Origin of the sequence: Cognatishimia sp. 1_MG-2023 (genome assembly GCF_030548175.1) — a bacterium.
In the GTDB taxonomy this organism is placed as follows: Bacteria; Pseudomonadota; Alphaproteobacteria; order Rhodobacterales; family Rhodobacteraceae; genus Cognatishimia.
In genome coordinates, this window is the sequence record NZ_JAUORX010000002.1 from 256,966 (window position 1) to 276,654 (window position 19,689).

The window sequence follows — 19,689 nt, forward strand, 5'->3', positions numbered from 1 at the left end:
CGCAATGCGGCGAGGCTTTCTGTTTGTAAGTTTCGACAAAACATCGGTATACATACGCATACTAACGAGTTTTAGCGCTACCGGCGGGCCAGCATGACCAATGAAATTTTCATGATTGCGGCAGTCGCCGTCCTCTTCGCGGGCTTCTCCAAGGGCGGTTTTGGCGGCAGCGTGGCCTTTGTCAGCTCTGCGATTCTGGCTTTGGTGATGAAACCAACAGAGGCCGTGGGCCTTATGCTGCCCCTTTTGATTCTGATGGATTTTGGCACTTTGCGTCCATTTTGGCGCAAGTGGGACATCCATCAGGCCAAGGTTTTGATCCTCGGCGGTTTGCCCGGTATTTTGCTTGGAACCCTGTTGTTCAGTGTCATCAATGATGACGTTCTACGCATCCTGCTGGGTGTTATTGCGCTGGGCTTTGTCATTTGGCGCCTTTGGCCTAATAAAGCTCCACGCGTTCATCGCTTCCCTGACAAAGTCGGGTATCTGGCTGGGCTTGTCGCGGGTTTTACGAGCTTTGTCAGCCATGCCGGTGGCCCACCCGCCGCGATCTATCTGTTGCCACAAGGAATGGGCAAAACCAAATACCATGCGACCGTGACCTTGGTGTTCTGGGTGATCAATGCCCTAAAATTCGTACCCTATGCTTTCTTGGGTGTCTTCACATTCGAATTGTTCAAATACGACCTAATCCTCGCGCCAATCGCGCTGCTAGGTGTTTGGATCGGCGTGCGCGCACATCATCTGGTGCCAGAAACATGGTTCTTCCGCGTGACATACCTCTGCCTTGCCTGCACCGGGGTAAAGCTCATCTTTGATGCGGTAACTTAACCGATCACGCGTCTTTGCCATCCTCTGGCAAAACCTCTGCCAATGTCTCAAATGATTGCCCAGAAGCCACGAGGCAGGTCGTGCCATTTGGCATCGTGATCGTGATCGTCCACGATCCGCTTTGATCGCTCGCGAACACTTCGACCAACGCATTGTCGCGCCCAAGGCCAACCGACTGACGCGTTTCGCCATATCCTTCGGTCAAACGCTGCACCACTGAATCTCGGGGGGCACAGTTGCGCATAGATTGGGCCGCAACTTGGCTGGCAAAGCAAAGAGCCAGAGCCGTAAGAATGAAAAGTCTCGATCTTCCTTTCATCATCTTATCCTTTCTTGCATGGCACAGTGTTACTGCCTGCAAAAACGGCCCCTCTCTCATAAATACTCAGAGATTCTGCCGCAAATAAGGCAAACGCCCACCTGTGCGTGATGGGAAAATCTTGCGCATCAGACGAGAACGAAGCGTTAATGCAGCGTGCGTTGCCCCCAAATCAGTGCTTAAAAACTCATGTAAATAGGAAACATCCCTTTGCGACGCACCGTCTTTCTGCGGTGCGGCGAATTACTCCTTGAATTCTTTTTGCAAAAAATGCCACTACTAGGCGCAACTTTATTACGGGAGAGAATCCTTGTCGCAACGCACACGCCCATACCGCTCCGTCCTTTACATTCCGGGTTCCAAGGAACGCGCGCTGGAAAAGGCAAAGACACTTCCAGTTGATGCAATCATCTTTGACCTCGAAGATGCCGTCGCTCCGACCGAAAAAGAAAACGCGCGCGACATTCTCGCAAACGCACTCGAAACCGGCGATTACGGCCCGCGTATGCGTATCGTTCGGATCAACGACCTCTCAACGGAATGGGGCCCAGCCGACGCAGCAGCGGTCAAGAACATGCAGGCTGACGCGGTGCTCTTGCCCAAAGTTGACAGCGCCGCCCAAGTCCAAGCCTTGGCTGACATCGTTGGCGACATGCCAATCTGGGCCATGATGGAAACCGCACGCGGCATGCTAAACGCGCTCGAAATCGCATCCCACCCAAGCCTACAAGGCTTTGTAATGGGCACCAACGATCTTGCCAAAGAACTGCAATCGCGCTTCCGCGCAGATCGCCTTCCGTTGCAAACCGGTCTTGGCCTTTGCCTTTTGGCCGCGAAAGCCGAAGGCGTTGTTATTGTCGATGGCGTCTACAACGCCTTCAAAGACGACGATGGCCTGCGCTTTGAATGTGAACAGGGCCGCGATATGGGCATGGATGGCAAAACCCTCATCCACCCAGCACAGGTCGACATTGCCAACACTGCCTTCGCCCCATCAGAGGCGGAAATCGACCTGTCTCGTCGTCAGATCGAGGCATTCGAACAAGCCGAAAAAGAAGGCACTGGCGTCGCCGTAGTGGACGGAAAGATCGTCGAAAACCTGCACGTTGTGACCGCCCGCGAAATTCTCGCGAAAGCGGATGCAATTGCCGAAATTAGCGGTTAAAAGTTAAGGCGATTTACATTCCTGATCGGAGATCGCATTCATGGCACTTATTGTCATAGGCTTAATTCTTTGGGTGGCGGCGCATTTGTTCAAACGCGTGGCCCCCGCAAAACGTGCAGCAATGGGCGATAAGGGCAGGGGCCCCATCGCGTTAATTCTGCTTGCCGCTATCGTCCTTTTCATCGTCGGCTACCGGATGAGCGAATACACCCACCTATGGGATCGCGCAGGCTGGGCCACTCCGGTGAACAACCTGCTGATGATTTTCGCACTATATTTCACCAGCCCCGGCCCAAGCAAAGGCGCGCTATTTCACAAGATGCGCCACCCCATGCTGACCGGCTTCCTTCTATGGGTTGTCGCGCACCTCTTGGTAAACGGCGACATGGCATCGCTTGTTCTCTTTGGCGGCCTTGGCCTCTGGGCCTTGCTGGAAATCGTGGTGATCAACCGCGCTGAACCAAACTGGGAACCAAACCCAAAGGGCACCATTGCCAAAGACGGCATGTTCTTGGCCATTTCAATCTTACTCGTTGGCGTGATCGGTTCCATCCACATGCTCTTCGGCCTTACCCCATTCGGAGGATAACACCATGAAACTATACCGTTTTCTCTCCGAGGATGACACATCCGCCTTCTGCCACAAAGTCACCGACGCCTTGAACAAAGGCTGGGAATTACACGGCGACCCAACGCAAACCTTTGACCCTGTCAAAGGCATCATGCGCTGCGGTCAAGCTGTGGTGAAAGAGGTCGAAGGCACCTACACCCCAGACACAAAGCTAGGAGCGCACTAATGGCCAAGACCAACCCGGGCCGGTTCTTCGAAGATTACAAAGTGGGCGACGTGATCAAACACGCCGTCCCACGCACCATCTCAGGTGGCGAGCGCGCGATGTACCACGCGCTCTATCCTGCGCGTCATGCGCTTTACTCTTCGGATGAATTCGCGCGGGCCTCTGGTCTGACAAAGTCGCCAATCGATGATCTGGCGGCCTTCCACGTCGTGTTCGGTAAAACCGTGCCCGACGTATCCCTAAACGCTGTCGCGAACCTCGGCTATGCCGAGGGCCGCTGGCTGCTACCGGTCTACGAGGGCGACACGCTGCGTTCCGAATCCGAAGTCATCGGCGTCAAACAAAACTCCAACGGTAAATCCGGCGTTGTTTATGTCCGCACCCGTGGCCTCAACCAAAACGACGAAACCGTCATGGAATACGTCCGCTGGGTCATGGTCCGCAAAGGCAACCTAGACGCCCCAGCACCAGAAACCGTGATCCCGGACCTCAACAAAGTCATTCCAGCAGATCAACTCCAGATCCCAGCAGGCCTTGATTTTACCAACTACGACTTTGACCTCGCCGGCGAACAGCACCGCTGGGGCGATTACGAAATCGGCGAAACCGTTGACCACGTCGATGGCGTCACAGTCGAAGAAGCCGAACACATGATCGCCACCCGCCTGTGGCAAAACACAGCCAAAGTCCACTTTGACAACACCGCCCGCCCAGACGGCACCCGCCTGATCTACGGCGGCCACGTCATCTCCATGGCCCGCGCGCTGTCCTTCAATGGTCTTGCCAACGCACAGATGATCGTTGGCCTCAACGGCGGCGCACACGCCAACCCATGCCTCTCCGGCACGACCATCCGCGCCTGGTCCGAAGTTCTGGACAAAGCCGAAACCAACGCCCCCGGCGTCGGCGCCATCCGCCTCCGCCTTGTTGCAACCAAAGGCGGCGCGCCGTTCGAACTCAAGGGCGAAGACGGGAAATACCTGCCAGACGTCCTGCTAGACCTTGATGTTTGGGCGCTAATGCCGCTTTGATAGCAGCATGATCAAAGCCTTATTATCAGCCGCAACCATAGCTTTGGCCTGTCCCGCACAGGCCGAGCTTTCCCTGACAGACACGCCAGCAGACACGCAGGCCTATGTCGAAAACAACTTGCTTGGCATTTTCTACCACGAATTCGGCCACGCCCTGATCGACATCCTAGAGTTGCCAATCTTCGGCCAAGAAGAAGACGCAGCCGACGTGCTGTCCGTCTTCCTCCTCTCGGAATTCTACGAAGAAGAGGCCGCCGTTCAGCTCGCCTACGACACCGCCTTCGGGTTCCTCGGCGAAGCCGATCAAACAGCCGCAGCGGATATTCCCTTCTGGGACGTGCACGGCCCAGACATTCAACGCTATTACAATCTGGTCTGCATCTTCTACGGTGCCAACCCAGACGAACGCGATGACGTTGCCCAAGACCTCGGCCTTCCAGAAGAACGCGCAGACTATTGCCCGGATGAATTTGACCAAGCCGCTCATAGCTGGGGCGGGGCGCTTGACGAAATTGCAAATGACAAAGGCGGCCAATCGATCAAGCTTGGCAACGTCCAAGAAGACACCGACGGAGCCATCTTAACAGCCCGCGTGATCACAGAAGAGATCAAAGCGCTCAACGCTGAATTCCGTCTACCGATGACCCTAGATGTGCACGTCATCGCCTGCGACGAGGCCAATGCCTTCTACGATCCGGCAGAGCGCAGCATCACGATGTGCACAGAATTTGCCGATTCATTGGTCGAAATGGCGCCAGACTTCTAAATGGCTCATTAATCTTGCAAGTTTCCACATTTGTGATCACAGCAACTTTTTCTGTGATCACTTAATTGCATCATGTTTGCGCCAACTGATAAAAAACCGTACGTTTCAACAAAAAATCACTGATTTTTACGATCCGGAAAGGTGACAAATTAGAAAATCTCGTTACTAAAGAGCCAAGCGAACCTGAAAGGAGCCAGCATGGCCGATGTAAATCGCGGCAATCGCCCGCTATCGCCACATTTGACCATCTACCGTCCACAATTGACCTCGATCTCATCTATCATGGTGCGGATTACCGGTATTGCGACGTTTTTTGTCTCTGTGATCATCGTCTGGTGGCTTCTAGCCGCTGCGACCTCGGCGTCATCCTTCGGGGCGGTCGACGGGTTCTTGCGCAGCTGGTTTGGTGACCTGATCTTGCTTGGCGCGACTTGGGCTATTTTCTACCACGCACTCGGACGTCTGCGTCACGTGATCTGGGATTTCGGGTATTGCCTCGAAGTTGAAACATCCGAGACGATGGCCAAGGGTATGTTCATCCTTGCGACCGTTCTGACCGTCATCACAATGATCTTGGTGTAAGGGGAATGGCTATGAATTATCTCACTGACCGCAAACGCGCACAGGGCCTTGGTTCCGCGAAACAAGGCAGCCATCACCACTGGGTTATGATTGTTAGCTCAATCGCGCTGGTTCTTGTTGTTCCATTTTTCGTGCTGACCCTCGGTTCCGCAATTGGCGGCACCCACGAAGAGGTGCTCGCATTCTTTAGCCGCCCAGTCGCCGCGATCTTCACCGGTCTCGCTCTGGCGGTCATCATCAACCACGTAAAACACGAAGCCCATGAAGCGATCGAAGACTACATGCATGGCGTTGCGCAAAAACTGACATTGGTTGCCACATCCGTGGTGGCGAACACGTTGATTGCCGCCGGTCTGTTTGCTCTCGTGAAACTCGCTCTGTAATTCGCGCGCTAAGGAATTAAGAAAATGACAGCTGCTTACGAATACGAAACGCACGAATATGATGTTGTTGTGGTTGGTGCCGGCGGCGCAGGTTTGCGCGCCACACTGGGCATGGCAGAACAAGGTCTGCGCACTGCTTGTGTGACCAAAGTTTTCCCAACCCGCTCGCACACAGTTGCCGCTCAGGGCGGTATCGCGGCATCCCTGTCCAACATGGGCCCAGACAACTGGCAGTGGCACATGTATGACACCGTCAAAGGCTCTGACTGGTTGGGTGACACCGACGCGATGGAATACCTCGCGCGTGAAGCCCCAAAAGCGGTCTACGAACTGGAACACTACGGTGTGCCGTTCTCTCGTACCGAAGAGGGCAAGATCTACCAGCGTCCATTCGGCGGCCACACCACCGAATTTGGCGAAGGCCCAGCCGTTCAGCGGACCTGCGCCGCAGCGGACCGGACCGGCCACGCGATCCTGCACACACTTTACGGCCAGTCCCTAAAGAACAACGCAGAATTCTACATCGAATACTTCGCGATTGACCTCATCATGAGCGAAGAGGGCGAATGCCAAGGCGTCGTCTGCTGGAAACTTGATGACGGCACAATGCACGTCTTCAACGCAAAAACCGTTGTTCTGGCGACAGGCGGCTATGGCCGTGCGTATTTCTCTGCAACCTCTGCGCACACCTGCACAGGTGACGGCGGCGGCATGGTGGCCCGCGCGGGTCTGGCCCTGCAGGATATGGAATTCGTTCAGTTCCACCCAACCGGTATCTACGGCTCTGGCTGCTTGATCACCGAAGGTGCACGCGGCGAAGGTGGTTACCTGACCAACTCCGAAGGCGAGCGTTTCATGGAACGTTACGCACCACAGTACAAAGACCTCGCACCACGCGACTACGTTTCCCGGTCGATGACCATGGAAATCCGCGAAGGCCGTGGTGTTGGCGCCGAAGGCGACCACATCTTCCTAAACCTCAACCACCTTCCATCAGAAGCCCTCGCAGAACGCCTGCCAGGCATCTCTGAATCCGCGAAAATCTTCGCAGGTGTTGACGTGACCAAAGAGCCGATCCCGGTTCTGCCAACAGTTCACTACAACATGGGCGGTATCCCAACCAACTATTGGGGTGAGGTTCTGAACCCAACCAAAGACGACCCAACCGCGACCGTGCCTGGCCTGATGGCCGTGGGCGAAGCGGGCTGTGCGTCGGTTCACGGTGCAAACCGTCTGGGCTCTAACTCTTTGATCGACCTCGTGGTCTTCGGTCGTGCGGCCGCAATCCGCGCTGGCAAAACCGTTGATGCAGATGCCGCAAACCCAACGCTGAACCAAGCGTCTGTAGATGCCGCATTTGATCGCTTCGACGGTCTGCGCAACGCCAAAGGCAACGTTTCAACTGCAGAACTGCGCCTAGAGATGCAGAAAACCATGCAGTCTGACGCTGCCGTCTTCCGTACAGACAAAACCCTCAAAGAGGGCGTTGAAAAGATGACAGACATCGCGGGCAAAATGGATGACCTCAAAGTCACCGATCGCAGCTTGGTCTGGAACTCTGATCTGATGGAAACGCTAGAGCTTGCAAACCTCATGCCAAACGCGCTGGCCACCATCCACGGTGCCGAAGCACGTAAGGAATCTCGCGGTGCACATGCCCACGAAGATTACTCAGAGCGTGACGACAAAAACTGGCGCGTTCACACCGTGTCCCGCGTAGACGGCAACAAAGTTGACCTGTCTTACCGCCCAGTCGTCAAAGACCCTCTGACCACAGAGGCCGAAGGCGGCATCAACCTCAAGAAAATCGCACCAAAGGCACGTACGTTCTAATGCGGAATTTGGTGGTTTCTTTGTGTTGTGTTTCGCTGTTGGGGGCTTGCGTTGAGCAAGGCTCCAACTCAAGCACGCCACCACCACCAAACTATCTTGAGGCGCAGACCCAACAAGAATGTACAGATGCGGTGAGGAAAGAAGTTTCCGATGCGCGTCAGGTGAGACATTTGCCTGCGACTTCGACAACGGAATTCATCGGTCAGGCCATCGGCAAAGGCATCGCGATGGGCATCATCAAAAGCCGCGCCAAGCGACATTTTGTGACATGCCTTGAACGCATTCAGTCTCAGGGCGTGACACTTTATAGGCCTGATGGCACTCCGGTGCCGCCTGGTGGAACCGTCACAGATGCTAGCTTAGCGTCGTCTAGCGCGGACAATGAAAATGCTGCTGCAGGTGATTTGCCCTACGGCTGTCATAAGAAAGCTCCGGTCATGTACCGCGGCGATTTGATTTGTGTGAGGGATTGATGCAAGACGCGGCGCAAACTCAACTTGCTCAGGCACTCGGCTTTCAGCCGGGTATGGTCCTGCGCACGTTTGGGATGCGCCGCTCTGGCAACCATGCGATCACCAATTGGCTGACCCGCAACCGCGAGAAAAACAGCGTTTTCCTCAACAACTGCGTGATCGGAAAACCCGCCGCCACCAGCTGCCGCGGGATAGAGGTCAACACACGTCGTTTGCCCCATAAACAAGGTGACTCGCTTGTCGATACCACCTTTGCGGCGGGGGACGGGGCCTTGGTCGTCATCTCTTACGAAGACTTCGCACCAGATACAGATGATCTTGTTGCGGGCCTAACATCTGACATCCCAGAAGAGATGATCACGCGTAACATCGTGATGTTCCGCAACTTCATGAACTGGTCAGCGTCGCTATTGCACAAAGTGCAATCAAACGACGCACAGCAACCGCTGGATTGCCTTCGCATCATGATGTCCGCCATGGACAAATATCGCGACCTTTTGGATTTGGTGGCCAACGCCAAATCTGTCGGTGCCCTGCCGGTCAACTACGACCGCTGGGTCGCGCGCCCACGCTACCGTGGTCGCCTGCTCCAAGAGCTGGGCTTACCACGTAACGACAATACGCTTGGCCCAGTGCAACCCTATGGCGGCGGCTCGTCGTTCCAACGTGACGCCCAAAAAGCCGAAGAATTGGCAACAGACCAGCGCTGGCGCGAGATGATCAATGATCCGTCTTTCCAGATCGTGCTTTTGGCGGCCAGCCAAGATCCCGAGCTGATCGCGCTGATGCATAAGCTGATGCCACAAGATGCCGAGATGCTGACCACCTACCTTGGTCAGGCTCAGTTCCCTTATCACGTGCAGGTGACAGACACATGATGTGTGCCGCCCGCATATCCCCCTTTGCCGCCCAAGGCGGTTCCCTTTTCACCCCATGCGCGGTCCGCGCATTAGGCAACTGAAGGAGACGACGGAATGGTCGAATTTGCGCTCCCTAAAAACTCCCGTATCACCACGGGTAAAACCTGGCCCAAGCCAGACGGCGCTAAGAACCTGCGCAAGTTCCAGATTTATCGCTGGAACCCAGATGATGGCAAAAACCCATCCGTCGATACGTATTTTGTCGACATGGACAATTGCGGCCCAATGATCTTGGACGCGTTGATCAAGATTAAGAACGAGATCGACCCAACACTGACCTTCCGCCGCTCTTGCCGCGAAGGTATCTGTGGCTCTTGCGCGATGAACATCGACGGCATCAACACGCTGGCCTGTATCTATGGCATCGATGAAGTCAAAGGCGCGGTTAAGATTTACCCACTGCCGCACATGGAAGTTGTTCGCGACCTGATCCCAGACCTGACGCATTTCTACGCGCAGCACGCGTCGATCATGCCGTGGTTGGAAACCAAAACCAACCGCCCTGCGAAAGAGTGGAAGCAGTCTATCGAAGACCGCAAAAAGCTGGATGGTTTGTATGAATGCGTAATGTGCGCATCCTGCTCAACCTCTTGCCCAAGCTACTGGTGGAACAGCGATCGTTACCTCGGCCCAGCAGCGCTGCTACATGCGTACCGTTGGATCATCGATTCACGCGACGAAGCGACTGGCGAGCGTCTGGACGAGCTTGAAGATCCGTTCAAACTGTACCGCTGCCACACAATTATGAACTGTGCGAAAACCTGCCCCAAGGGTTTGAACCCAGCCAAGGCGATTGCAGAGATCAAAAACATGATGGTGGAACGCGCTGTTTAAGCGCGCTGGGGGTTTCACCCCCAGACCCCCAGAGTATTTTTAGAAAGATGAAGAGGGTGGGCCGCCGGTCCGCCCTCTTTGCATTTGGTATGCGTTGACTTTTGTCGGGTAGGGCGGCAAGTCGAGCCTATGCATATTTTCATCGGCCTTCTGCTGGCATTCTTGTTGATCGCGATATTCTCAAATCGCAAAACCCGCGGCTGCCGTTGGCGGATGGATAAGGATCGCGACGAAGGCGATCAGCGATTTTTCATCTGCATGGCATGCGGGAAAACGTGCCTGTCCTCGGATGGAAAAACACCGCGATTTTGCAAAAAAGATCCGGGCCGTTAACTATTAAAATCAGCGTTTTCGTCGAATCGTACGTTTCGAGCGCTTAACTGTACGAATTTCCACATTTATCAATCGCAGGGGGAGGGCGCGTTGTGAAAGCCTTGGCTATGCAACGCTAAATATGGTGAGTCGTTGTTAAGGAACTGGTAATTGGACCGTCCCAAGACGGCCCAAAACCGTGGTTAATGCAGCGTACGGTCAGGCAAATGCCGCTTCGAGCGCGATTTCGACCATGTCGCCAAAAGATTTTTCACGCTGATCACTTGGAAGCGCATCGCCTGTCAAAAGGTGGTCAGACACGGTTAAAACAGCCAAAGCGCGGCAATCATGACGTGCGGCTAGGTTATAAAGCTCTGCGGCCTCCATCTCGACGCCCAGGATGCCATGGCGCACCATTTGTTCATTCAAATCAGGGCGTTCGTCGTAGAAAACATCGCTAGAATAGATGCCACCAACATGTGTCGCCGTGCCCTTTGCCGCCGCCGCATCCGCCGCCGCACGTAGCAACCCGTAGTCGGCGCAGGGCGCAAAGTTCATTTCCTTGAAAATACCCCGTGACGGAGTGGAAAGTGTGGTCGCTGTCATCGCTAAAATCACGTCCCGCACCGCGATTTTATTCTGCATCGCTCCGCAAGAACCTATACGGATCAATGTCTTAGCGCCGAAATCCTTTATCAGCTCATTGACGTAAATCGACAGGCTCGGCATCCCCATACCCGACCCGTGGATGGTGACAGGATTGCCTTTCCAAGTGCCGGTAAACCCCAACATGCCGCGAACTTCGTTCACCAATTTGACGTCATCCAAAAAGGTTTCAGCCGCCCATTTCGCGCGATACGGATCGCCCGGTAATAGAACGGTTTCGGCGATCTCGCCCGGCTCTGCGCCGATATGAATTGTCATGGTTTCTCTCCGCAAGTCAGCAATTACACGCCAGAAAACGCCGAGTAGCGCGTCAGCACAAGCCCCAATTCGTCAGCGAATGATTTCGAATTTTTTTGAAGATGCCGACGTGGTCACTGTTCTAGATTGCACATCCCGAACCGAGGCTGCACCTGGCCCTGACCACATTTCATCAACCATTTGATTCACAAGCCTTTTTTCGCCCTCAATCTGGGCAATCACTGCGCCGGAAACGTCGTTTCGAACCCAGCCTTTTAACCCCAAAGACTGCGCGCGTGCGCGTGTCCAATGGCGGTAAGCCACGCCTTGAACGCGGCCTGTCACTCGAGCTTTGATTGTGATGGGTAACATTTGGCATCCTCCCCGCGCAAAGTGTGACTCCGCACGGGGTAAAATGCAAATTTGCAGCTTATTCAGCGGCGACTGGTGTTGGGTCTGCGAGAACAACGATGTCTTGCATGATCGTGTTTAGCTCAAAATCCTTAGGCGTATAAACGCGAGAAACACCCATCGCCAGCAGTCGCGCTGCATCGTCGTCAGGGATGATTCCGCCAACGATTACAGGGGTTTCGCCCAAGCCTTCGGCCTTCATCCGCGCAACCAGATCCTCGACCAACGGCACGTGAGAGCCAGATAGGATCGACAAGCCGACGACATGCGCGCCATCTTCTTTGGCCTTGGTCACGATCTCTTCTGGGGTCAGGCGGATGCCGTCATAGGTGATGTCCATCCCGCAGTCCCGCGCGCGGAATGCGATTTGTTCAGCACCGTTGGAATGGCCATCCAAGCCCGGTTTGCCGATTACAAATTTCAAGCGACGGCCAAGCTTGTCGCTAACCATATCCACAGCATTCCGCAGATCGTCCAAGCCTTCGGTTTTGTTAGACGGGCTTGCGGAAACCCCTGTCGGACCACGGTATTCGCCAAAGACAGTCCGCATTTGCGCGGCCCATTCCCCTGTCGTGACACCTGCCTTAGCGGCTTTGATCGACGCAGGCATAACGTTGTCACCTGCCTGTGCTGCGGCGCGCAATTCAGCGAGTGCAGCTTCTACCGCGTCATTGTCACGGGCGTCACGCCACTCTTGAATACGATTGATTTGCTGTTGTTCAACTGCCGGGTCCACAACCATGATCCCGCCGTCGCCTGTCATCAGCGGAGAAGGCTCTCCCTGTGTCCATTTGTTAACGCCAACCACAACGGTTTCACCCGCTTCGATGCGGTTCAAACGTTCTGCGTTTGAGTCAACCAAACGGCCTTTCATATAGTCGATCGCGTCAATGGCACCGCCCATTGAATCAAGGTTCGCCAGTTCGTGCCGCGCGCCTTCTTTCAGCTCTGCGACTTTGCGGTCGACAGCCGGGTTGTTGTCAAAAAGATCATCAAATTCAAGGAGATCGGTTTCATATGCCATGATCTGCTGCATACGCATCGACCACTGCTGATCCCATGGGCGGGGTAGGCCAAGGGCTTCGTTCCATGCAGGCAATTGCACCGCGCGGGCACGTGCTTTTTTGGAGAGCGTGACAGCCAGCATTTCGATGAGAATGCGGTAAACGTTATTCTCTGGCTGCTGTTCGGTCAGGCCCAAAGAGTTAACTTGTACACCATAGCGGAAGCGGCGGAATTTTGAATCCTCAACGCCATAACGCTCGAGCAGAATTTCATCCCATAGTTCAACAAAGGCGCGCATTTTGCACATTTCGGTGACAAAACGGATGCCCGCATTCACAAAGAAGGAGATACGGCCACAAAGTGCTGGGAAGTCTGCGGCTGGGACACGTGGGCGCAATTCATCCAACACAGCAATTGCAGTCGCCAAAGCAAAGGACAACTCCTGTTCCGGTGTCGCGCCAGCTTCTTGCAAATGGTAGGAACACACGTTCATCGGGTTCCATTTGGGCACATTCGTATAGCAATACTCGGCCACGTCGCCGATCATCTTAAGGCTTGGTTTCGGGGGGCATACATATGTGCCCCGGCTGAGGTATTCTTTGATCAGATCGTTCTGAACCGTACCCTGAAGCTTTGAAATATCTGCGCCTTGCTCTTCGGCGACGGCGATATAAAGCGATAGCAACCAAGGCGCGGTGGCATTGATCGTCATCGAGGTGTTCATCTTTTCCAGTGGGATTTGATCAAACAACGTCCGCATGTCGCCTAAGTGGCAGACGGGAACGCCGACTTTGCCAACCTCACCGCGGGCAAGGACATGATCGCTGTCGTAGCCGGTCTGGGTTGGCAAATCGAATGCGACGGATAAGCCAGTCTGACCCTTTTCAAGGTTTGACCGATACAATGCATTAGAGGCCTCTGCAGTGGAATGTCCGGCGTAAGTCCGGATCAGCCAGGGACGGTCTTTTTGCTGTGTCGTCATGATCAGTCCTCGATCCATCTGTAGGTAAGAATATTGCGATTTAGTGTAGATAGTTGCAATTTTGTGCTTTTGTCAATTCGCTGCGACGCGGCGTATACGTAAGAATATTACGATTTTGGGCCAATATTGGCGGATATTTTGCAAAACTGACGAGCTTCAGCCTGTAACTTTCGATATTCTTGGGCTGTTTTTTCAAATCTGATAGCTCATTTATCCCATATTATTAAGGGTTTGACGTGCGAGTTGAGCAATGCGCCGTTACGTCACTTGATTTTTCTGCAGTTGCGAGGTTATAAAGTTACCGAAATATGTTAGATTAAGTTGCAATCTTTCGTGACAAAACCTATCCCTTCCCTCGAAGGCGATTCTGCATCGCGGCGAAACACAGTTTTTAGGAGGCAAAAATGGCTCTGGATACAAATAACGGCTTGGCCACATACGAGGCCCCAGAAAAAGACCTTTATGAATTGGGCGAAATGCCTCCGATGGGCCATGTGCCTAAGCAAATGTATGCTTGGGCCATCCGTCGTGAGCGTCATGGTGAACCTGATAAGTCATTCCAAGTTGAAGTTGTTGACACACCAACACTAGACAGCAACGAAGTGCTGGTTCTCGTTATGGCGGCTGGCGTTAACTATAACGGCGTTTGGGCCGGTCTTGGTGTTCCGATTTCTCCGTTTGATGGCCATGGCGCCGATTACCACATCGCGGGTTCTGATGCGTCTGGCATCATCTGGGCCGTTGGTGAAAAGGTGAAGAACTGGAAAGTTGGCGACGAAGTTGTCATTCACTGTAACCAAGACGATGGCGACGACGAAGAATGCAACGGTGGTGATCCAATGTATTCTCCGACACAGCGTATCTGGGGTTACGAGACGCCTGATGGATCGTTTGCGCAGTTCACACGTGTTCAAGCCCAGCAATTGCTGCGTCGCCCAAAGCATCAGACTTGGGAAGAGTCTGCTTGCTACACGCTGACGTTGGCGACAGCGTACCGTATGCTGTTTGGTCACCCTCCACATGAACTGAAACCAGGTATGAACGTTCTGGTTTGGGGCGCATCTGGCGGTCTGGGTACTTATGCGATCCAATTGATCAAAGCAGCTGGTGCAAATGCAATTGGCGTCATTTCTGACGAAAGCAAACGAGACTTTGTTCTTGGCCTTGGCGCTAAAGGCGTGATCAATCGTAAAGATTTCTCATGCTGGGGTCAGTTGCCCACCGTAAATACGCCAGAATATGACACATGGTTCAAAGAAGCGCGCCGTTTCGGCAAAGCGATCTGGGAAATCACTGGTAAAGGTAACAACCCTGACATCGTGTTTGAGCACCCGGGCGAAAGCACATTCCCAGTGTCCAACTTGGTTTGTAAAAAGGGCGGCATGGTTGTTATCTGCGCGGGTACGACTGGCTTTAACCTGACGTTTGACGTGCGTTACACATGGATGCACCAGAAGCGTTTGCAGGGTTCGCACTTTGCACACCTCAAGCAAGCGGCTGCAGCAAACCAGATGATGATCGAACGCCGGATTGAGCCATTCTTGTCTGAAACATTCGAATGGGACGAAATTCCTGAAGCGCACATGAAAATGTTCCGCAACGAACACAAGCCGGGCAACATGTCGGTATTGGTACAAGCGCCTAAAACAGGGCTGCGGACTTTAGAAGAAGTGCTAGAAGCCGGTAAATAATCCGCTTTCATTGCTAAAAAAGTTCACCCGCAAGCCTCGTGTTTGCGGGTGATTTACGTTTGAGAAACCACTTCGCTGCTATCTCGTTTGGGGAAGGCCGTCGCCAACGCAGAATGCGTTGTTCTGGCCCAGAGAGCGAAGCAGCATGCTTGAAGCATTGTGTCGCGCATTGGAAATTCTCGAGGGCACGTATGAAGTACAATTGGATTCTGGACGTTTTGGCTGATCTAAAGACGTTTTCAACAGTTAATGGGCTACACGGATTGGCCAAAGAGCTGGACGATACACGGTTATTAGCAGCGATTGAAATTGCGTCACTTCAGGAAGAAGAAGAGGCTGCGAATAACGCGCAGCCGACGCAGCGTCGATTGCAATAATGATGGGGCAATTCCTCGCTGGTGCTTTTTGTGAGGCAGATGTAGGGTCGCGGAATGACCTCTACGGCACTAACTCTTTCCCTTGATCAGGCAGAAGCCTTCGACCAGATTTCCACGATGCTGAAAGCAGCGGGGGTCGATTTGGATACCGGCGTTTTGATGCCGCCGAAAGAGTCGCATACGTCAGTGGCCGCAGTGATGGGCAAGGCTGGGTCGGGTAAGACGCTACTGTTGGCAGAGCTAGTTAAAGCCTTGCGTGACGCAGATGTTTCCATTGTTTCGGGTGACTACGAAAGTAAGAAAGCGTTGGATAAACGCACGCTTGCGATTTTGGCACCGACAAACAAAGCGGCTAGTGTTTTGCGCATGCGCGGCGTGCCTGCCACGACGATCCATCGCATTCTTTATAGCCCCGTTTATGATCCTGAATATGAGCGTATCGCTGAGTGGCTGGCTGAAAACGGGGAGCGCCCGTCTGATGTCGAAGGCCTGACAGACGAAGCACTGGATCGCGCGCACGCTTTTTATCAAATTCATAAATCGATACCGGGTGCTTTGGCGGCGGCTGGTTTGCGTGGCTCTGATTTTATCACGGGGTGGAAGCGTCGCGAAGAAGGTTTGGATATTGGGTTGGTTGATGAATCTTCTATGCTAGATGATCGTCAATTTGATGACCTCAAGGAAATTTTTCCAACGCTATTGGTGTTTGGTGATCCGGCGCAGTTAGCGCCAGTAAACCAATCCGGTTCTATGGTGTTTGATAAGCTTCCAGAAGATGCGAAATTCACACTCAGCCGTATTCACCGCCAAGAAGCAGACAATCCCATTTTGGATTTGGCGCATGCTTTGGCAGATCCGCAAATGGGATTTCATGAGTTTGAACGCTTAGTTGAAGAGAAAGCCCAGCAGGACGACCGCGTGGTTATGGCCCAGCGGGTTGAGGTCGATCTGATGGCGCGTTCGCCTGTTCTTGTTTGGCGCAATGCCACGCGTATTCGTTTGATCAATGCGTTTCGGGCCGTTCACGGTGCGCCGTCAGATGAATTGATGGAAGGCGAGCCGCTGATTTGCGACGGGATTGAATTGCCTGCCAAACACCGTAAAAAGCGCCTCGATCTAGAGGCGCGTGGCCTCATCAAGGGGGCGCAGGTTGTTTACCTTGGTCCAGGTCGGAAGCCGGGATTTTCGCGCTTGCATGTGATGGGGGCAGAAGACCCGCAAGTGTCTGCGGCATCCATAGTAAAAATTGAAATGCCCGACGAAGAAGAGCCGTTTATTCCATATGCAGCACGTATGGGCGCTGCGTTCCTACACGGCGCTGCTGTGACCATCCATAAGGCTCAGGGGAGCCAGTGGGAGAACGTACAGGTGTTTGCGCCCGACCTTGAAGTTGCGGCGCGCATGGGACGGGTTGAAGCAGGGCAACCATTGTGGAAACGTTTGGCTTATGTGGCGATCACCCGCGCGCAAGAGCGGCTGTATTGGGTGGTGCGTAACCGTTTGAGTAAACCAACCGGGCCACTACGAATAGACGACCTTAAGGCGCCAGCAGTGCCTTTGACACTTGAGGAGCAGGAATGAAAAGCATTTTGATCACCGGCGCCAGCTCTGGCATTGGGCGCGCAACCGCAGAAGCGTTTCTTGAGCAGGGTTGGACTGTTGGTTTGATTGCCCGTCGAGGTGACCGTTTGACGGAATTGGCGCAACGCTACAAAAATGCCATGGCTTTGCCTGTTGATGTGACCGATGCTGCCGCGATGAAGGCGGCATTTGGTCGATTTGTTGATCGGGTTGGGCGCTTGGATGTTTTGTTCAACAATGCTGGCGTGTTTGGCCCCTCAGCGTCGATTGACGAAGTTGATTTGGACGACTTTGACAATGTTTTGAACGTGAATATCCGCGGGATGTTTATTGCGGCGCAATTGGCATTTCAGCAAATGCGGGAGCAAAATCCGCAGGGCGGGCGCATTATCAATAACGGTTCATTGTCTGCCCACAGCCCACGGCCGGAATCCGTTTGCTACACCACCAGTAAGCACGCGATTAGTGGTCTGACGCGCAGTATTTCCTTGGATGGTCGCCCGTTTGATATTGCTTGTGGTCAAATCGACATTGGCAATGCACGCACGGAATTGGTCGAAGATCTGAATGCCCGGAAACTGGCAGAAGACCCTGACGCAGACTTAATGCCGATGATGGATGTTCAAGATGCGGCGCGTCTGGTGTTGCACATGGCTGAGCTTCCAGCATCAGCCAATGTGCAATCCATGACGGTTATGGCAACCAAAATGCCATATGTCGGGCGCGGGTAATTACGCGCCGCGACGAACGTAGCGGAAGAACGCAGAGGCGCCCCAGCCAGCAATAATCGCAATAGCGAGTGACAGCAGCCCATAGATAAGCGGCTGCTGACGCGACAGGTTGAACAAGAAACGCTCTAGTCCAACTTTGCGCACGTCGATTTGCGTTTCGTGTGTCGAGATCACTTTGCCATCGCGCATCAGGAAGATACGCGTGATATAGTCACCTTCTGTCAGGTTTGCTGGCATGGAGATCGAGGCTTTGAATAGCGTTTGTTGATCAACCGTAACCGTGTTTTCACGTATAGAATAAAGACCATTGTTGGTCCGAATACGCGCGACAGCCTCCGCGAAGTCGTTTCCATTTGCGCTTTGTGCACGAGCGCTGACAGATGTGATGGCGTTGCCGATAGAGATGCTATGCTTGATGTCTTCTGCTTCGCTCACGATCTGATCAAACGGGCCGCTTGTTGCCACGGCATAGAAGCTTGGCGCGCGATCAACTGTGACGCTTTCGGTATTGACCCAGATGCCGTATTTCCGCTCTTTGCGACGAACAGTCAAAGGCTCCTTGGGGCCAGAAACGGCGATAACGACTTCGAGCGGATCGCCTTCGGGAATGGGGTCTTCACGTTTGACTGCGCCAAAGACTAGAATTTCAGAGCCATCAAAGTTTGCTGTGATGGCCACGCGGTTTTGGCTTAGACCAAGAACCACTTGTTCCTCTGCTTGTGCGGGCAAGGCGCAACAGATCATGAGGGCGAGTTTACGCAACATCTTAGTGGCCTCCTACAGCGCCAAGCGAGAAGAGCTCGCTCGGTTCGATCAAGAGGTCTAGACCAAGTTTAAAGCAAACACCCAAAACCATCATGGCCAGCAAAATACGCAGTTGTTCTGCTTTCAGTTTCGTTCCGATCATTGCGCCGAACTGCGCGCCGATTACACCACCAACGAGCAGTAGAACAGCTAAGGCCATATCAACTGTGAAGTTGGTTGTGGCGTGCAGCAGTGTGGTGAATGCTGTCACAAAGATGATCTGAAACAATGAGGTGCCCACAACAACTTTGGTTGGCATGCCAAGCAAATAGATCATGGCAGGCACCATGATGAAACCACCGCCAACACCCATGATGGCTGACAAGATGCCAACAAATACACCGACAAGCAAAATTGGAATAACCGAAATATACAACCCAGAAACACGGAACCGCATTTTAAAGGGTAGGCCGTGAATCCAGTTGTGGTTTTTACGCTTAATTGGACCTGTGTTCTTTTTCGAACGACGGATCGCATTCAAGCTTTCGATGAACATCAAACCGCCGATGATCCCAAGGAATACGACATAACAAAGTTTGACCAGCAAATCGACCTGACCCAAAGCTTTTAGGTAGTTGAAGAGCACGACACCAATCGCGGCCCCGGTAAGGCCACCGATCAGCAATACCGTTCCCATTCGTAAGTCGACTGTTCGCCTTTTGAAATGCGCGAGAACACCTGAGAACGATGATGCCACGATCTGATTAGCTTCAGTCGCAACAGCAACGGCTGGTGGGATGCCTATGAAAAACAAAAGCGGCGTCATTAAAAATCCGCCGCCTACACCAAACATACCTGAAAGGACGCCAACAAGGCCTCCTAGTCCAAGTAGGAGGAAAGCGTTCACGGAAACTTCAGCGATTGGGAGGTATATTTGCATGAGCCCAAATAGCGGGACTCGTATGACATTGGCAAGCGGGCTACCGTAAATTTTGCAGCCCGCTGGCAGTAATTTTCG

22 protein-coding genes are annotated in these 19,689 nt (G+C 53.5%); 16 read left to right on the top strand and 6 right to left on the bottom strand.

Translation table 11 applies throughout. The features are described from left to right. The first annotated feature begins 93 nt into the window (after positions 1–93). Positions 94–831, top strand: a complete 738-nt coding sequence (locus Q4544_RS04240; protein WP_303504238.1) for a sulfite exporter TauE/SafE family protein — start codon at positions 94–96, stop codon at positions 829–831. 4 nt (positions 832–835) lie between these two features. Here Q4544_RS04240 and Q4544_RS04245 read toward each other — a convergent pair whose 3' ends face one another. After that, the gene (locus Q4544_RS04245) at positions 836–1,150 is read right to left on the bottom strand and encodes a hypothetical protein (protein WP_303504239.1); all 315 of its coding nucleotides are present in this window, start codon (positions 1,148–1,150) and stop codon (positions 836–838) included. A gap of 310 nt (positions 1,151–1,460) precedes the next feature. Between Q4544_RS04245 and Q4544_RS04250 the strand changes: the two genes are divergently transcribed. The 11 genes from Q4544_RS04250 (at position 1,461) to Q4544_RS04300 (ending at position 9,934) form a co-directional block, all read left to right on the top strand. Next, positions 1,461–2,315, top strand: coding sequence for a CoA ester lyase (locus Q4544_RS04250; protein WP_303504240.1), 855 nt, complete (start codon positions 1,461–1,463; stop codon positions 2,313–2,315). A 40-nt stretch (positions 2,316–2,355) separates the two neighbouring features. After that, positions 2,356–2,904: an NnrU family protein gene (locus Q4544_RS04255; protein ID WP_303504241.1), complete on the top strand. Its 549-nt coding sequence runs from the start codon at positions 2,356–2,358 to the stop codon at positions 2,902–2,904. Between the two features lie 4 nt (positions 2,905–2,908). Continuing rightward, positions 2,909–3,112 (top strand): DUF1737 domain-containing protein, encoded by a 204-nt coding sequence (locus Q4544_RS04260; RefSeq protein ID WP_303504242.1) that lies wholly within the window; start codon positions 2,909–2,911, stop codon positions 3,110–3,112. Continuing rightward, on the top strand, positions 3,112–4,143 hold the full coding sequence (locus Q4544_RS04265; RefSeq protein WP_303504243.1) for a MaoC family dehydratase: 1,032 nt from the start codon (positions 3,112–3,114) through the stop codon (positions 4,141–4,143). The genes Q4544_RS04260 and Q4544_RS04265 overlap by 1 nt, the downstream gene beginning before the upstream one ends. A 7-nt stretch (positions 4,144–4,150) precedes the next feature. Continuing rightward, positions 4,151–4,909 (top strand): DUF4344 domain-containing metallopeptidase, encoded by a 759-nt coding sequence (locus tag Q4544_RS04270; RefSeq protein WP_303504244.1) that lies wholly within the window; start codon positions 4,151–4,153, stop codon positions 4,907–4,909. Positions 4,910–5,107: 198 nt separating this feature from the next. Next, positions 5,108–5,491 carry a succinate dehydrogenase, cytochrome b556 subunit gene (gene sdhC, locus Q4544_RS04275; protein WP_303504245.1) on the top strand — a complete coding sequence of 128 codons (384 nt, stop codon included), beginning with the start codon at positions 5,108–5,110 and terminating at the stop codon, positions 5,489–5,491. Positions 5,492–5,502: 11 nt separating this feature from the next. Continuing rightward, positions 5,503–5,874, top strand: a complete 372-nt coding sequence (gene sdhD / locus Q4544_RS04280) for a succinate dehydrogenase, hydrophobic membrane anchor protein (protein ID WP_303504246.1) — start codon at positions 5,503–5,505, stop codon at positions 5,872–5,874. Between the two features lie 24 nt (positions 5,875–5,898). Further along, on the top strand, positions 5,899–7,707 hold the full coding sequence (gene sdhA / locus Q4544_RS04285) for a succinate dehydrogenase flavoprotein subunit (protein ID WP_303504247.1): 1,809 nt from the start codon (positions 5,899–5,901) through the stop codon (positions 7,705–7,707). 170 nt (positions 7,708–7,877) lie between these two features. Then, positions 7,878–8,180 carry a hypothetical protein gene (locus Q4544_RS04290; protein WP_303504248.1) on the top strand — a complete coding sequence of 101 codons (303 nt, stop codon included), beginning with the start codon at positions 7,878–7,880 and terminating at the stop codon, positions 8,178–8,180. After that, on the top strand, positions 8,180–9,058 hold the full coding sequence (locus Q4544_RS04295; RefSeq protein WP_303504249.1) for a hypothetical protein: 879 nt from the start codon (positions 8,180–8,182) through the stop codon (positions 9,056–9,058). Before Q4544_RS04290 ends, Q4544_RS04295 begins: the two co-directional genes overlap by 1 nt. A 96-nt stretch (positions 9,059–9,154) precedes the next feature. Next, on the top strand, positions 9,155–9,934 hold the full coding sequence (locus tag Q4544_RS04300) for a succinate dehydrogenase iron-sulfur subunit (RefSeq protein ID WP_303504250.1): 780 nt from the start codon (positions 9,155–9,157) through the stop codon (positions 9,932–9,934). Between the two features lie 531 nt (positions 9,935–10,465). Here Q4544_RS04300 and deoD read toward each other — a convergent pair. From deoD to Q4544_RS04315, 3 genes are all read right to left on the bottom strand, one after another. After that, positions 10,466–11,170, bottom strand: coding sequence for a purine-nucleoside phosphorylase (gene deoD / locus Q4544_RS04305; RefSeq protein WP_303504251.1), 705 nt, complete (start codon positions 11,168–11,170; stop codon positions 10,466–10,468). Positions 11,171–11,242: 72 nt separating this feature from the next. After that, on the bottom strand, positions 11,243–11,521 hold the full coding sequence (locus Q4544_RS04310) for an acylphosphatase (protein ID WP_303504252.1): 279 nt from the start codon (positions 11,519–11,521) through the stop codon (positions 11,243–11,245). Between the two features lie 58 nt (positions 11,522–11,579). Continuing rightward, positions 11,580–13,547 carry a protein meaA gene (locus Q4544_RS04315; protein WP_303504253.1) on the bottom strand — a complete coding sequence of 656 codons (1,968 nt, stop codon included), beginning with the start codon at positions 13,545–13,547 and terminating at the stop codon, positions 11,580–11,582. 404 nt (positions 13,548–13,951) lie between these two features. Here Q4544_RS04315 and ccrA point away from each other — a divergent pair, with 404 nt between their 5' ends. The 4 genes from ccrA (at position 13,952) to Q4544_RS04335 (ending at position 17,927) form a co-directional block, all read left to right on the top strand. After that, positions 13,952–15,238, top strand: a complete 1,287-nt coding sequence (ccrA, locus tag Q4544_RS04320) for a crotonyl-CoA carboxylase/reductase (RefSeq protein WP_303504254.1) — start codon at positions 13,952–13,954, stop codon at positions 15,236–15,238. Between the two features lie 191 nt (positions 15,239–15,429). Continuing rightward, complete coding sequence (locus Q4544_RS04325) at positions 15,430–15,615, top strand: hypothetical protein (protein WP_303504255.1); 186 nt, start codon at positions 15,430–15,432, stop codon at positions 15,613–15,615. Positions 15,616–15,669: 54 nt separating this feature from the next. Then, positions 15,670–17,196, top strand: coding sequence for an ATP-dependent RecD-like DNA helicase (locus tag Q4544_RS04330; protein ID WP_303504256.1), 1,527 nt, complete (start codon positions 15,670–15,672; stop codon positions 17,194–17,196). Then, positions 17,193–17,927 carry an SDR family oxidoreductase gene (locus Q4544_RS04335; RefSeq protein ID WP_303504257.1) on the top strand — a complete coding sequence of 245 codons (735 nt, stop codon included), beginning with the start codon at positions 17,193–17,195 and terminating at the stop codon, positions 17,925–17,927. Before Q4544_RS04330 ends, Q4544_RS04335 begins: the two co-directional genes overlap by 4 nt. Here the strand turns inward: Q4544_RS04335 and Q4544_RS04340 are convergent, their stop codons facing one another. Together Q4544_RS04340 and Q4544_RS04345 are read right to left on the bottom strand one after the other, a co-directional pair. Beyond that, positions 17,928–18,692 (bottom strand): TIGR02186 family protein, encoded by a 765-nt coding sequence (locus Q4544_RS04340; RefSeq protein ID WP_303504258.1) that lies wholly within the window; start codon positions 18,690–18,692, stop codon positions 17,928–17,930. 1 nt (position 18,693) lies between these two features. After that, positions 18,694–19,611 (bottom strand): sulfite exporter TauE/SafE family protein, encoded by a 918-nt coding sequence (locus tag Q4544_RS04345; protein ID WP_303504259.1) that lies wholly within the window; start codon positions 19,609–19,611, stop codon positions 18,694–18,696. Positions 19,612–19,689 lie beyond the last annotated feature (78 nt).

Coding starts and splice junctions, on each gene's coding strand:
- Q4544_RS04325 (WP_303504255.1), top strand. CDS start 15,430: ATGAAGTACAATTGGATTCTGGACGTTTTGGCTGATCTAAAGACGTTT.
- Q4544_RS04260 (WP_303504242.1), top strand. CDS start 2,909: ATGAAACTATACCGTTTTCTCTCCGAGGATGACACATCCGCCTTCTGC.
- Q4544_RS04255 (WP_303504241.1), top strand. CDS start 2,356: ATGGCACTTATTGTCATAGGCTTAATTCTTTGGGTGGCGGCGCATTTG.
- Q4544_RS04245 (WP_303504239.1), bottom strand. CDS start 1,150: ATGAAAGGAAGATCGAGACTTTTCATTCTTACGGCTCTGGCTCTTTGC.
- Q4544_RS04330 (WP_303504256.1), top strand. CDS start 15,670: ATGACCTCTACGGCACTAACTCTTTCCCTTGATCAGGCAGAAGCCTTC.
- sdhA (WP_303504247.1), top strand. CDS start 5,899: ATGACAGCTGCTTACGAATACGAAACGCACGAATATGATGTTGTTGTG.
- Q4544_RS04300 (WP_303504250.1), top strand. CDS start 9,155: ATGGTCGAATTTGCGCTCCCTAAAAACTCCCGTATCACCACGGGTAAA.
- Q4544_RS04295 (WP_303504249.1), top strand. CDS start 8,180: ATGCAAGACGCGGCGCAAACTCAACTTGCTCAGGCACTCGGCTTTCAG.
- deoD (WP_303504251.1), bottom strand. CDS start 11,170: ATGACAATTCATATCGGCGCAGAGCCGGGCGAGATCGCCGAAACCGTT.
- Q4544_RS04345 (WP_303504259.1), bottom strand. CDS start 19,611: ATGCAAATATACCTCCCAATCGCTGAAGTTTCCGTGAACGCTTTCCTC.
- ccrA (WP_303504254.1), top strand. CDS start 13,952: ATGGCTCTGGATACAAATAACGGCTTGGCCACATACGAGGCCCCAGAA.
- Q4544_RS04335 (WP_303504257.1), top strand. CDS start 17,193: ATGAAAAGCATTTTGATCACCGGCGCCAGCTCTGGCATTGGGCGCGCA.
- Q4544_RS04265 (WP_303504243.1), top strand. CDS start 3,112: ATGGCCAAGACCAACCCGGGCCGGTTCTTCGAAGATTACAAAGTGGGC.
- sdhC (WP_303504245.1), top strand. CDS start 5,108: ATGGCCGATGTAAATCGCGGCAATCGCCCGCTATCGCCACATTTGACC.
- Q4544_RS04340 (WP_303504258.1), bottom strand. CDS start 18,692: ATGTTGCGTAAACTCGCCCTCATGATCTGTTGCGCCTTGCCCGCACAA.
- sdhD (WP_303504246.1), top strand. CDS start 5,503: ATGAATTATCTCACTGACCGCAAACGCGCACAGGGCCTTGGTTCCGCG.
- Q4544_RS04240 (WP_303504238.1), top strand. CDS start 94: ATGACCAATGAAATTTTCATGATTGCGGCAGTCGCCGTCCTCTTCGCG.
- Q4544_RS04310 (WP_303504252.1), bottom strand. CDS start 11,521: ATGTTACCCATCACAATCAAAGCTCGAGTGACAGGCCGCGTTCAAGGC.
- Q4544_RS04315 (WP_303504253.1), bottom strand. CDS start 13,547: ATGACGACACAGCAAAAAGACCGTCCCTGGCTGATCCGGACTTACGCC.
- Q4544_RS04270 (WP_303504244.1), top strand. CDS start 4,151: ATGATCAAAGCCTTATTATCAGCCGCAACCATAGCTTTGGCCTGTCCC.